Origin of the sequence: Fontibacillus forbon (assembly GCF_046559655.1) — a bacterium.
Classification (GTDB): domain Bacteria; phylum Bacillota; class Bacilli; order Paenibacillales; family Paenibacillaceae; genus Fontibacillus.
Window position 1 is genome coordinate 208,304 of record NZ_JBKGFV010000001.1, and the last position, 14,011, is coordinate 222,314.

Below are 14,011 nucleotides of genomic sequence, written 5' to 3' on the forward strand. Positions count from 1 at the left end.
GCGCGGCCCGAAATATCCCCGCTTGTCAAAAAGTCGGGGATATTCGGTTTTTTACCGGAATTTATCGTTTCCATGCAACCGAAGTCCAGGAGGCCGATGACATGATTAAAAAAGCGATACAAATCACGAACAATATGAAGCTCAAGCATAAGCTGATCATTTCTTATATTTTGGTCGTTATGATTCCCGTCCTGATCGTGGGCGGCACCGTGGTGAGCTATTTCCGTGCGGAAGCGATGGAACGTGCGATTGAACAGACGACCAACAATGTGGAAAAAATCAAATCCCAGCTCGGGAATATGCTGCGGATTCCCGTAGACGTCACGGATACGCTGCTTCTGGACAAGGATCTGGAACGGGTTGTTACCACCCGTTACGATAATGCGCTCGAACTGACGAAAGCATATTTGGATTATGACGGTTTTATCAGTTTTTCCCGCGTATACAGAGAAGTTGGCGGGGTCCGCTTTTATTACGAGAACCCGACATTGATCAACAACACGGAGCTCATTCCCGTCACGGAAGAGATAAAGAAAACGAAATGGTACCAACAAGCGGTGGAAACGAAAAGTCTAAGTTGGACCTATGTCGATGATCCGGAAGTTATTCCGGTAAAGAAACTCAGCTTGATTCGGCAACTGTCTTTTCCCGAACGCGGCTCAAAAGGCGTATTGATGGTATCGCTGGACCAGGACGAACTGAATCGCATGCTCAGCCAGGAAGAATTCGAAACGCTGATTGCGGATGAGCATGGATACGTCGTAGCCGCCAAAGATCATAGCCTTGTCGGCAAGACTTTGGATGGCCTGGACTATGGCGTGGATCTCAACGAGGTAAGTAAAGGCAGCCACAAAATGGATATCCGCGGGGAAGCGTCCTATTTGATCGTGGACGAGTTGATACCCGAAGCGAGCGTTAACGGGTTAAGGATCATGTCCGTCTTTAATACGGACGATATCGTTAGAGATGCAAACCGGGTGAGCATTTACGGATTAGTTATCATCTTGTTGATTCTGTTAATCGCGCTTGCTTTTGTTTATATTGTATCGTTGCTTACGACCAATCGACTGCTGCGGCTTAGCCGAAATTTGAACCGGTTGGCGCTAGGCGATTTAAATGTCGTTTCGAGGATTGACGGAAATGATGAGGTCGGGCAATTGTCCCGCCAATTCAATTATATGGTGGAAAGCATCAACCGGCTGATGGAGCAAGTAGTAGAGAAAACCGAACAAAACAATAGTTTGGAACTAGCTCAACGGGAAATCAAATTAAAGATGATGGCAAGCCAGATCAACCCTCATTTTCTTTTCAATGCGCTGGAATCCATTCGGATGAACGCCCATTTGAAAGGCGAGAAAGAAATCGCGAACGTCGTCCGGTTGCTCGGCCGCCTGATGCGCAAAAACCTGGAGGTCGGAAGGGAGAGCACGCCGCTGAAAGAAGAGATCGAAATGGTCCGTTCTTATCTCGAAATTCAGAAATTCCGTTACGAGGATCGGTTGAATTACGAATTGGCCGTTGACCAGCAGGCCTCGGATATCCGGGTTATGCCTCTTATTATCCAGCCGCTTGTCGAGAATGCCGTAGTCCACGGAGTAGAGGACAAAGCGGAAGGCGTGGAAGTTAAGTTGGTTATTCAAATGAAGGAGGATGTCGCTGAGATCAGGGTTAGCGACAACGGCTTGGGGATGAAGCCAGAGCGGCTTGCCGAGGTGAAGCAATCGATCTCTAGCTCCGAAGAATCGGGCAATAACCGGATCGGACTGCGTAATGTTCATCAAAGACTCGTATTGTCGTATGGAGAAGAGCACGGCCTCACCATCGTTAGCGAATATGGAAAAGGAACTGAAATAGTTTTCACGATTCCAATCAATGTCTAATTTTTATATGGTTTTCTTTGAAATCTATCGGGTATTTCTGATCTCCCATCTACTTTATCATAAAGGTATAGCAGAGAAGGGGGGATTGGACAGATGGAAACGCTCTCAGCGAGCAACGGGACTAGAAATGTAAGCGTAACCCCTGAACCGTCGAAGAAACGGAAAAAAGGAATGTGGCAAAGTATAGTCCAACAGAAATATTTATACCTAATGTCCTTACCATTTGTAATTTGGCTGTTTGTGTTTAACTATTTACCAATCTGGGGCTGGACGATGGCGTTCCAGAACTATAAGCCGGCCAAATCATTTTCGGAACAAAAATGGGTGGGCATGAAAAACTTCGTGGACTTGTTCCAGGACGAAAGATTTTACCTGGTATTGAGAAACACGCTAGCGATGAGTATTATGGGCATCATATTTACGTTTATAGTGCCGATCTTTTTCGCGGTATTCCTGAACGAATTGAAGGGCAGTATTTTCAAGCGGACCGTTCAGACGGTATCATATTTGCCTCACTTCGTATCCTGGGTCGTTGTTGGCGGGATCATTACGAAGATGCTCTCGATCGACGGCGGGATCGTAAACGAGATTTTGATGTCATTGCATATTATTAACGAGCCTATACAGTTCATGGCTCAGGGGAAATGGTTCTGGGGGATTGTAACCGCTTCCGATATATGGAAAGAGACCGGTTGGAACGCGATCATTTACCTGGCTGCGATCACCGGGATCGACAAGGAACTGTATGAAGCCGCCCGGGTCGATGGTGCGGGACGCTTCAGACAAATGTGGAATATTACGCTACCGGGGATCCGTACTACGATTTCCGTACTCTTGATTATGTCGATCGGTCACTTGATCGGGATTGGCTTCGAGAAGCAATTCCAGCTGCAAAATGCACTGGTGACGGATTATTCCGAAGTATTGGATATATATGCGTTGAAATACGGTATTAATATAAGCCGCTTCTCATACGGTACGGCCATAAGTATGTTCACCTCCGTCGTAAGTATCATTCTGCTGCTCGCGGCTAACGGCATCATGAAGAAAACGACGAAAGAAAGCATTATGTAAAGGAGGGGACAAACGTGGCAGCAAAAGCAAAAGCATTTAATGCGACACAATCAGAGAAAATTTTCGATATCTGCAATGTCATTTTAATGACAGTGATCCTGATCATTACGTTGTATCCTTTCCTGAACGTATTGGCGATTTCGTTCAATGATTCAACGGATACCGTTCGGGGCGGCATTTATATATGGCCGCGTGAGTTTACACTGGAAAATTACAAGACGATCTTCAGTTATACCGGCTTGTTGCAAGGTTTCAAAATTACGATATTCCGGACGGTTGCCGGTACGATTCTTGGCTTGATAAGCTCATCTATGCTTGCTTATACTTTGAGCCGTCCGGACTTTAAATCGCGTAAATTCGTTTCCGTCTTTTTGGCTCTGACGATGTATTTCTCCGGCGGGTTGGTTCCGACTTACATGTTGATGCGTCATCTTGAACTGATCGGGACATTCTGGATTTACATCCTGCCTGGGCTTGTCAGCGCATTCAACGTGTTCATCATCCGGTCCTTCATCGACGGATTGCCTTACGCTTTGCAAGAATCGGCAAAACTTGACGGAGCCAATGATTTCAAGATTTACTACAAAATCATTCTTCCGCTCTGTAAGCCGGTATTGGCGACGATTGCGCTGTTCCTGGCAGTCGGGCAATGGAACTCCTGGTTCGATACTTATCTGTATAACGGAAATAAGCCGCATCTCACTACATTGCAGTATGAATTGATGAAGGTGCTGGCCAGCACGAACCAAGGCGCTTCGATGGCAAACGCGAATGACTTGGCCAATCAGATGGCCCAAGTATCACCGGACTCGATCAAGATGGCGATTACGATTGTCGTAACGGTTCCTATTCTGGTCATTTATCCTTTCCTGCAAAGATACTTCGTTTCCGGCATGACTTTGGGTGCCGTAAAGGCTTAATCACTTTGTAGAATTTCGGTTCCGCGGGGCTTCAATTAGCCCCGCCCGAACCTCAATACCAAGCAAGGCCATTTTAAAAGGTTTCAAATGAAAGCCCTTACTTTGGCGCTTGGATGCCGGCTTCGAACCGGTCTTTAAGGATGGTATATGCAGGTAATGCCTGTTATACAATATAGCTTTACAATAATTTTCTAGGGGGAAATTAGACATGAAGTGGAAAAGCCCAAAAACTTTTGCTGCTCTTCTGCTGGCCAGCACCTTGCTCGTTGGCGGCTGCGGAAATTCCGGCAATGACAATGCGGCAAGCAACAACACAGGCAACAAAGCAAACAATAGTCAAAATACGCAAGCGGCGGAAGACACAAGCCCTGTAACCTTCAGCTTCTTCGGCGGGGATGCCAGCCCGAACTGGAACGGCATGCAGGATGAAGTAGGTAAAGTGATCACAGAGAAAACCGGCGTTACTTTGGATGCCGAATTTGACGTAGGGGCCGGCGGCGGCGAAAGCAAAGTGGCTCTGATGGCCGCGAGCGGAGAAGTTCCTGATTTGATTTTTGCAAAAGGCGAGCTTAGCAAGCTGATTGATGCCGGACTTATTGTGGATTTGACCGATTTGATCGAAGAGCATGCCCCGAATATCAAGAAGATTTTCGGCGATAATATGAACCGTCTGAAATACAGCAACGAAGATCCAGCTATCTATTCGATCGTTACGAACATGGGTGTCGACAACCAATACTTCGATGCTACCGGCGGTTTTGAAATCCAACACCGCGTATTGAAGGAACTTGGTTATCCTGAAGTTCGCACTTTGCAAGATTATGAAAACGTCTTGAAGGAATACTACGCGAAGCATCCGACTACGGACGGACAACCTACGATTCCTTTGACTTTGAGCGCGGATGACTGGAGAATCATGATCACCGTTACTAACCCGGCCTTCATCGCTACCGGCGCTCCGGATGACGGCGAATACTATGTCGATCCGGAAACATATGAAGCTAAGCTTCATTACAAACGTCCGGAAGAGAAAGAATACTTCCGTTGGTTGAACCACATGTACAATGAAGGATTGCTCGACAAAGATACTTTCGTACAAAAAGAAGACCAATACAAAGCAAAAATCGCCAGCGGCCGCGTTATTGGCTTGATTGACCAAGAGTGGGGCTATATGGATGCGGAAAACGCCTTGAAAGCTGCAGGCAAAAACGATTATACTTACGCTCACTTCCCAGTTACGTTGAGTGAAGAGTATGTTGACCATTCCTTCCAACCTGCAGGGGTTGACGGATACGGTATCGCGATCACAACGGCTTGTAAAGATCCGGTTCGTGCCATCAAGTTCCTGGACTGGCTGGCATCCGATGAAGGTCAAATCCTCAGAAACTGGGGTATCGAAGGTAAGCACTACACGGTTGACGAAAGCGGAAAACGCGTAATTCCAGCTGAAATTACTGAAAGAAGAATGAACGATACAGCTAACTTTACTAAAGAAACAGGTCTTGGAAATCCAGCAGGATTGTACGCTGTTATGAGTGCTCGTTATGGCGACGGAGTTAAAGACTCTACGGATAACTACTACACAATCAACTTCCCGGAACAAATCGTAGAACTTTATTCCGATGCTGAAAAAGAATCGTTGGCAGCTTACAAAGCTACAACATGGAAAGATTTGTTCCCGCAAGAAAGCGACTTCGAAGCTAAGGAATGGGGCGCGTTGTACAACATGCCGGTTCCTACCGATGGCGATTATCAAGTAATCGCTAAAAAAGCACAAGATATCATCCGTAAGCGCATTCCGGAAGCAATTCTTGCAAAAACGACTGACTTTGACAAAATTTATGACGATTTCCTTGCTGAACTGGATAAAGCCGGCGCAGTAAAAATGGAAGCCGAATATACAGAGCTTGTTAAAGCGAGAGTATCGTTGTTTACAGGTAAAGACGTTAAATAATTGTGTTTCAAAAAATCTTATAGCATGATGAAGAAAAGGCCCGTAAGTTATTCGGGCCTTTTCTCTAAGTTTTACGGAGTGGAGGTAACAGAGATGACGGACAACAACAATGGGAAAACACGGTGGAAGTTATGGTACAATCAGCCCGCTTCCCGCTGGGAAGAGGCTCTGCCAGTCGGAAACGGGCGGATTGGGGGCATGGTTTACGGCGGTGAGCGCTCGGAGGTCATCGCATTAAACGAGGATACTCTATGGTCCGGATTTCCTCGCGACACTCAAAATTACGATGCTCTTCGGCATTTAGGCCGCGCCAGGGAGCTGATATTTTCCGGGAAATATAAAGAGGCGGAATCTTTAATAAACTCCAAAATGCTAGGTCGCCGAAGTGAGTCATATCAACCTTTGGGCAATCTGAAGGTGGAGCATTCCGGAGAAGCACCGTCCAGTGAATATTACCGAGGCCTGGATCTGGAAACCGGAATTGCGGAGGTGCGTTATTCCCGCGGTACGGCCCGCTACACTCGCGAGGTATTTGTCAGTGCGGTTGATCAGATTATGGCTCTCCGGTATGCCTCGCCTTCACAAGATGTGCTGGATCTTTCCATTTCCCTGGATTCACCGTTACGGCACACGATAAACGATGCGCCGGAAAGTAACAGGCTGAAAATGAACGGCCGGGCGCCAAGCCATATTGCTGACAACTATTTGGGCGATCACCCTCAGTCCGTGCTGTACGAGGAAGGGCTGGGACTTTCCTTTGAGGCGCAGATTCTGATCTTGCATGAAGGCGGGACCCTTGTCAGGGAATCCGGTGTCTTGAAAGTGACAGGAGCAACAACAGTAACCGTCCTGCTTGCTGCGGCAACTGACTTTGCCGGATATGAGGTTATGCCGGGAAGCATTTCCGCAGACCGGATTTCCGGGAAATATGTTGCTTCGCTTAATGCAGCCGCCGAGTTGGGTTACGACGAGCTGCGCAGCAGGCATATCCGGGATCACGGAAGGCTTTTCGGGCGGTTGCAGCTTGATTTGGGCTCAACGGACAGTGCAGCTTTGCCGACGGACGAGCGTCTTGCCCGTTACCAGGCAGGAACAAAGGACCCGGCCTTGGAAGCTCTCTATTTTCAATACGGACGTTATTTGCTAATGGGTAGCTCGAGACCGGGAACACAGCCGGCTCATTTGCAGGGAATATGGAATCCGCATATGCAGCCGCCTTGGAACAGCAATTATACGACAAATATTAATACGGAAATGAACTATTGGCCTGTGGAAGTTTGTAATTTGAGTGAATGCCATGAGCCGTTGTTCGGCCTCATTTCGGATTTAAGTCAAACCGGCGCGCGAACCGCGCGAATCCATTATGGCTCCCGGGGCTGGACCGCGCACCATAACGTGGATTTGTGGCGGGCTGCCACACCGAGCGACGGGGATGCAAGTTGGGCGTTCTGGCCGATGAGCGGAGTATGGCTTTGCCGTCACCTTTGGGAACATTATGACTTTGCGCAGGATGAAACCTTTTTGCGGGATACGGCCTATCCGTTGATAAAGGGTGCCGCTGAATTTTGTCTGGACTGGCTTATCGCGGGGCCGAACGGCCAACTGGTAACGGCTCCTTCAACGTCGCCGGAAAATAAATTCCTGACGGTGGATGGAGAGCCTTGCAGCGTATCCGCGGGTTCCACGATGGACCTGTTTTTGATCTCGGAGCTGTTCACGCATTGCATTCAAGCGGCATCCGTTCTTGAAATCGATCAAGCGTGGATTTCCCAGTTGAAAGATACGATGGAACAGATGGCCAAACCGGAAATCGGACCGGACGGGCGCTTGCGGGAATGGAGCGAAGACTTTGCGGAAGCTGAACCCGGCCACCGGCATGTTTCGCATTTATACGGATTGTATCCGGGCGCTGCCATTACGCCGGAAAGCACGCCTGAGCTGGCGGAAGCGGCGCGGAAATCGCTGGATAGCCGGATCAGCCAAGGAGGCGGACATACAGGCTGGAGCTGTGCCTGGCTGATTAATCTGTATGCCAGACTCGGGGATGGAGAAGCAGCGTACCGGTTTGTAAATACGCTGTTATCCCGCTCGACCTATCCGAATTTATTCGATGACCATCCGCCGTTCCAGATTGACGGTAATTTCGGAGGAACCGCAGGGATCGCCGAAATGCTGATTCAGAGCCACCGGAACGGGATACATCTGCTGCCTGCGCTGCCGAAAGCCTGGCCCACCGGAAGCGTTAGCGGACTCAAGGCAAGAGGCGGCTACACGGTCAGTGCGGATTGGATCGAGGGACGTCTTACCGAAGCTGTCATCACGGCTTCGCGCAGCGGTTGGTGTACGGTCCGTTATGAGGAACCGATTACCGTCACTAAGTCGGACGTTACGAGCGAGCCGGAGAAAGAACTTACGTTTTGGGCGGAGCCTGGCGAAACTTACCGGATTCATGGATATATGAAGAAATAGCAAGCAGATATAATAGATTATGAAGGCTGTCCCATCGGTCCATTGTTGGCCTGTGAGGGCAGCTTTATTTTTCATAGGATGACGGTTTGATGATAAGCATTGCTGAATTACTGCCAGTTAGCAGTATCATTAATGCAGCTTGCGGAACTGCTGCGGGGTCATACCCGTATGCTTGCGGAACGTAGCCACAAAATGGCTGGTGTCGCGAAAACCGGTTAATCCGGCAATGCTGGATACGGTGAGGTCCGGATCTCCGACCAGGGCTTCTTTCGCCTTGTGAATGCGCATTTGTACGAGGTAAGCATAAGGGGATAGGCCAAAGGTAAGCTGGAACAGCTTGCTTAAATGCCGTCCGGATATGCCGAGCACTTCGGCTAAGGTATCCAGTCCGAGATCGGGGTTCCCGAAATGTTTTTCCATCCACTTGAGCAGGGGATTCAGCTTCTCCATATTTCGGGTGACGGATATGCTGCTCGCTTGCCCGAATTTGCTTAATAGCCCGAGGAAACGATAACTCTGGGTGGAGGTTTCGAGGCCGAACAAGTCATCCCCGGTATCTAACTGCTCAAGCATCGATCCCAGTAGCGGGGCCAATGGAGAATCAGGCTCCCAGCGAAAAAAAGCGGGTTCGGAGATGGCGAATGCGGAAAGAATATGGCTTGTCGCTTCCCCCCCGAACGTCAGATAGAGCGTCCCCCATATTTTCCCTTCGGAAGTTTCGTAAGTATGCGGCATGCCGGGAGGCAGAAGCAGGCCGGTATACGGCTCAAGTACGACGGTTTCGTTGCCGTAAGTCAGCCTTCCTTCACCGGCCTCGGTTTGAATCCAGTGATAACAGGGGTAACCTTCGGGACGTGTGACTTTCTCTTGATTCGGGTTGTAGCCGATACTTTCGACAAGTAGAGGGAGATGAGGGTTTCCGGAAGGGGAAAAGACGTATCGCCGGTACGCTGGCGTTAGCATGGATGGAGCCTCCTTCTTGTTCCATATTATTATATTCAAATTCAGAAATATTATATATCAAGGGCTAAGTTTTGATTTTACAATGGTAATATAATTATATCATATAAAAAGGATGTGTTCGCAGTGATCAATGATAAGCTGCCGAAAATATGGTACGGCGGGGACTACAATCCCGAGCAATGGGACGCTGAGATTTGGAAAGAGGACGAGCGGATGTTTAAACTCGCCGGCATCGATGTGGCGACCGTCAACGTATTCTCTTGGGCGCTGAACCAGCCCGATGAGGAGACTTACGATTTTGCCCAACTTGATGAAACCATGGACCGTTTGTACAAGAGCGGAGTTTACACTTGTCTGGCAACAAGCACGGGCGCTCACCCGGCATGGATGGCACGAAAATATCCTGACGTAACCCGTGTGGACGTACAAGGCAGAAAACGCAAATTTGGCGGACGTCATAACTCATGTCCCAATTCGCCGACCTACCGCAAGTATTCCGTTCGCATGGCCGGCAAGCTGGCGGAGAGATACAAAGACCATCCCGGTCTGCTGATCTGGCATATCTCCAATGAATACGGCGGCTACTGCTATTGCGACAATTGCGCTGCCGGTTTCCGAAATTGGCTTCAAGAACGCTACGGAGACCTGGACGCGTTGAACAAAGCGTGGAATACCCGTTTCTGGGGCCATACGTTCTACGACTGGGAAGACATCGTTCCTCCGAGTGAGCTGAGCGAAGAATGGAACGGCAACCGGACCAACTTCCAGGGCATCTCGCTGGACTACCGCAGATTTATGTCTTACAGCCTGCTGGAATGCTATAGATTGGAGTATGAGGAACTCAAGAAGCACACGCCGAATATTCCGGTTACGACGAATCTGATGGGCTTCTACCCGGAGTTGAATTATTTCGAGTGGGCTAAATATATGGATATCGTGTCTTGGGACAACTATCCTTCCCTGGATACGCCGGTCAGCCACACGGCCATGACCCATGATCTGATGCGGGGACTGAAAAGCGGAGATCCGTTCATGCTGATGGAGCAAACGCCGAGCCAGCAAAACTGGCAAGCCTACAACTCGCTCAAGCGTCCGGGCGTTATGCGCTTGTGGAGCTATCAGGCCGTGGCCCGGGGCGCGGATACGGTGTTGTTCTTCCAGCTTCGCCGTTCCATCGGCGCGTGCGAGAAGTACCACGGCGCGGTGATCGAGCATGTCGGCCACGAGCACACCCGCGTATTCCGTGAATGCGCCGAGCTTGGCCGGGAACTGGAACAGCTTGGCGATACGCTGCTGGATGCCCGGACGGAGGCGAAAATCGGGATTGTTTACGATTGGGAAAATCGTTGGGCCACCGACCTTTCGAGCGGTCCGACCGTCGCTTTGAATTATGAAAAAGAGGTTCATAAATATTACGATGCCTTGTTCAAGATGCATATCGAGAGTGATATGGTATCCGTCGAAGAAGACTTCGGCAAGTACGAAATCGTCATTGCCCCGGTCATGTACATGGTTAAACCCGGCTTTGCGGAAAAGGTGGAGAAATTCGTTTCGAACGGAGGGACCTTCGTCACGACGTTCTTCAGCGGCATCGTGAATGAGAATGACCTCGTAACGACCGGGGGATATCCGGGAGAACTGCGGTCCGTGATGGGCATCTGGGCGGAAGAGATCGACGCGCTGTTCCCGGACCAGAAGAACCAGATCGTGATGAAGCAGTCATGGGGGAAACTGAATGGGCAATTCGAGTGCGGTCTGCTCTGTGACCTCATTCATTCCGAAGGAGCCGAAGTATTGGCGGAGTACGGCTCGGAGTTCTACGAAGGGATGCCTGTCCTGACGGTGAACCGCTTCGGGAACGGACGCGCCTATTATGTGGCCAGCAGCCCGGAGGCTTCGTTCCTTGAAGGATTCCTCGCTAACCTGTGCGAAGAGAAAGGAATCAAACCGCTGCTAAACGCTCCTGAGGGCGTGGAAGTGGCACGTCGTGTGAAGAACGGCATGGAATACCTGTTCCTGCTGAACCACAATGCCGATGCAGCCGTGGTGGAAACCGGCGCGGACGCCAAGAAGGAACTGCTTGGCGGAGAAACGGTGTCGGGGGCCGTCACGGTACCCGGACGCGGCGTCTTGATTTTGGAGCGCGCCAAAGCTTAACATGTACCTATTGACCGTTTGAATCGGAAAAAATGAATGGACCCTGCAAAGTACCTGAACGGCTTCTGAGTATAGACCAACGCTTTGTGGTGGATGACGGAGGAATGTCGGATGGACAATGCAATTAAGCGGCAACTAAGCGCAGGGGATTTGGAAGCTTTGGTAAGCCGCGCTTTCGGCGGGGAAAAAAAGATTGCTTCAGAACTGGAGCTGAAAGACGGCTGGTTCAATTCCGCCTATGCCCTGACTTTCAATGATGGCACCCGGTCCGTCCTGAAGGTGGCTCCCCGGGTTGAAGCCGGAATGATGCGTTACGAGCGGAATGTCATGAGAGCCGAGGTGGAAGTGCTTCGCCTTCTGAAGGAAACCGGGTCGATCCCGGTGCCGGAAGTCTATTATTATGAAGCAGAGCGGGACGGTTGCGAGTTCTTCTTTATGGAGTTTCTTTCAGGGGAACCGTACAACAAAGTAAAGGAAGCTCTTTCCCATGAGGAACGAAAGGGGATCGAAGAAGAACTGGGCCGGTTGAGCCGCCGCCTGAATGAGATCTCCGGCGAGCGTTTCGGTTACTATGCTCAGGAAGAGAAGCAGGGTAAGGAATGGACGGACGTATTTAAAGACATGGTTGCCGGTCTGCTTGCCGACGCTGCGGATGCCCGGGTGGAGTTGCCTGCAAGCGACGAAGAGTTCATGGCCTTGCTCGATGAGCGCAGGGCAAGCCTGGAGGAGGTTATCGAACCGCGCCTCGTCCATTGGGATCTGTGGGACGGCAACTTGTTCGTCCAGGACGGCCGGATTACCGGATTGATCGATTGCGAAAGAGCGCTATGGGGCGATCCTCTTATGGAGTACTATTTCCGGGGATTATTCGGGGGAAATCCGGCTTTCTTGAGCGGATACGGCAAGGAATCCTTCACCGGCGCCGAAAAAGAGCGGCTGCAGCTTTATGATTTGTATCTCGCGCTGATTCTGCATATCGAGTGCACCTATCGGCAATATAGTGATCAGAATCATCACAAATGGGCGGCGGGGCTTTTAAAACAGTGCTGGGATGGAATGCGCCGAGAGTCGAAGACAACCTAAACTTAACCTGTAAATGACGGGTTACGGCATAAAAAAGGGGCTATCCTTCAGGGTCGAAACAGACCGGAGAGGATAGCCCCTTTGTTGTGCTATTTATATGTTAAGGCTTAACTCCGCTCCAGAATCGTGTTCAATGTGGTGCGGTCGAGGCCTTTGACCAGCTTGGTCAACAGTTCTTTGGCTGCGGCATAATCGTCGGTATGAATGATCGAGGACGAGGTATGAATGTAGCGCGAGCAAATGCCGATGACCGTGGAAGGAACCCCGATCCCGCTCAAATGAACTTGTCCGGCATCCGTACCGCCCGGCGACACGAAATACTGATATTTGATCTTATGGGTATCTGCCGTATCCTGGATATATTCCACCATCCCGCGGTGGGTGAGCATCGTCGGATCGTAAATTCGGAGCAATGCGCCCTGTCCCAATTGGCCGAATGCTTTTTTGTCGCCGGTGGTGTCGTTCGCGGCGCTGGCGTCGAGGCCGAAGAAAATATCCGGCTGAATCAGATTCGCCGCAGTCCGCGCACCGCGTAGGCCGAGCTCTTCTTGTACGGTGGCTCCGCAGTACAGCGTATTGGGCAGCTTCTCGCCGCGCAGCGCCTCCATCAGCTCGATGGCAAGGCCTACGCCGTAGCGGTTATCCCACGCTTTGGCCATAATTTTTTTCGGATTGACCATCGGCGTAAATTCACAGATCGGGACGATTTGTTGTCCCGGCCGAACCCCGGCCGCTTCGGCTTCCTCGCGGCTGTCCGCCCCGATATCCAGGTACATCGTCTTGATATCGACGGGTTTGCTGCGCTGGGCCTCATCCAGCAGGTGGGTCGGGGTCGAACCGACAACGCCGACGATCCGGCCCTGCGGGGTAATGATTTGCAGGCGCTGCGCCAATACGGCCTGACTCCACCAGCCACCGAGCGGCTGGAAATGCACCATGCCGTTATCGGTAATGCCTGTGGTCATAAAGCCTACTTCGTCCAGATGTCCTGCGACCATGACCCGGGGTCCTTGATCATCGCCTCGCAGGACACCGAACAGACTTCCCAGACGGTCTTGCACGAATTCTTCGGTGTAAGCCGATAGCTGATTTTTGAACCAGACACGAAGTTCGCGCTCAAATCCCGGGGCAGCGGGAAACTCGGTCAATTGTTTAAAAAGTTCCTTTGTTTTTTCGTTCATTGATCGTTCTCTCCTTTCCATCACTATTTAGTATGTACCAGCTTTCAAGGAATGTCTATGTTCCGGAATTGCGACAAAATAAAATCCACATTTTGAAGTGGCACCGGAGCAGCAGATGGCTCATATACTGCAGCAAAGTTCTTTTCGAAAGAGCCTAAGGGGGCGAAGGAGGCAAGTCATGATGGAGCGGTATTCCAAAGACTGGCTGGTGATCTTGTTATTGTTCATTCTGCTGGTCATCATCCTTCAATATCTTTAATCATAAACAAAGGTGTCAGAGCAGCGGTTTCCGATAGGGAATCCGCTGTTTTTTTGTCCGTCCGGCTATGG

At 50.2% G+C, this 14,011-nt stretch carries 10 protein-coding genes; 8 read left to right on the forward strand and 2 right to left on the reverse strand.

Translation table 11 applies throughout. The annotated features are described in order from the left end of the window. Positions 1-101 precede the first annotated feature (101 nt). From ACLB09_RS00850 to ACLB09_RS00870, 5 genes are all read left to right on the forward strand, one after another. The gene (locus tag ACLB09_RS00850) at positions 102-1,880 is read left to right on the forward strand and encodes a cache domain-containing sensor histidine kinase (protein WP_410767859.1); all 1,779 of its coding nucleotides are present in this window, start codon (positions 102-104) and stop codon (positions 1,878-1,880) included. 93 nt (positions 1,881-1,973) lie between these two features. After that, a complete protein-coding gene (locus ACLB09_RS00855) occupies positions 1,974-2,954 on the forward strand; it encodes an ABC transporter permease (RefSeq protein WP_410767860.1) in 981 nt (326 codons plus the stop codon). Positions 2,955-2,968: 14 nt separating this feature from the next. Next, positions 2,969-3,874 (forward strand): carbohydrate ABC transporter permease, encoded by a 906-nt coding sequence (locus ACLB09_RS00860; RefSeq protein WP_410767861.1) that lies wholly within the window; start codon positions 2,969-2,971, stop codon positions 3,872-3,874. Positions 3,875-4,082: 208 nt separating this feature from the next. Continuing rightward, positions 4,083-5,828 carry an ABC transporter substrate-binding protein gene (locus tag ACLB09_RS00865; RefSeq protein ID WP_410767862.1) on the forward strand — a complete coding sequence of 582 codons (1,746 nt, stop codon included), beginning with the start codon at positions 4,083-4,085 and terminating at the stop codon, positions 5,826-5,828. Between the two features lie 93 nt (positions 5,829-5,921). Continuing rightward, complete coding sequence (locus ACLB09_RS00870) at positions 5,922-8,297, forward strand: glycoside hydrolase family 95 protein (protein ID WP_410767863.1); 2,376 nt, start codon at positions 5,922-5,924, stop codon at positions 8,295-8,297. A 129-nt stretch (positions 8,298-8,426) separates the two neighbouring features. Here the strand turns inward: ACLB09_RS00870 and ACLB09_RS00875 are convergent, their stop codons facing one another. Next, entirely contained in the window at positions 8,427-9,260 is an 834-nt protein-coding gene (locus ACLB09_RS00875; RefSeq protein WP_410767864.1) for an AraC family transcriptional regulator, read from the reverse strand. A gap of 123 nt (positions 9,261-9,383) precedes the next feature. On the opposite strand from ACLB09_RS00875, the gene ACLB09_RS00880 reads away from it, so the two are divergent. Both ACLB09_RS00880 and ACLB09_RS00885 read left to right on the forward strand, forming a co-directional pair. Next, complete coding sequence (locus tag ACLB09_RS00880) at positions 9,384-11,417, forward strand: beta-galactosidase (protein ID WP_410767865.1); 2,034 nt, start codon at positions 9,384-9,386, stop codon at positions 11,415-11,417. 111 nt (positions 11,418-11,528) lie between these two features. Further along, positions 11,529-12,500: a phosphotransferase family protein gene (locus ACLB09_RS00885; protein ID WP_410767866.1), complete on the forward strand. Its 972-nt coding sequence runs from the start codon at positions 11,529-11,531 to the stop codon at positions 12,498-12,500. 107 nt (positions 12,501-12,607) lie between these two features. Here the strand turns inward: ACLB09_RS00885 and ACLB09_RS00890 are convergent, their stop codons facing one another. Beyond that, complete coding sequence (locus ACLB09_RS00890) at positions 12,608-13,681, reverse strand: M42 family metallopeptidase (RefSeq protein ID WP_410767867.1); 1,074 nt, start codon at positions 13,679-13,681, stop codon at positions 12,608-12,610. 115 nt (positions 13,682-13,796) lie between these two features. Between ACLB09_RS00890 and ACLB09_RS00895 the strand changes: the two genes are divergently transcribed. Continuing rightward, positions 13,797-13,940, forward strand: a complete 144-nt coding sequence (locus ACLB09_RS00895; protein ID WP_410767868.1) for a hypothetical protein — start codon at positions 13,797-13,799, stop codon at positions 13,938-13,940. Positions 13,941-14,011 lie beyond the last annotated feature (71 nt).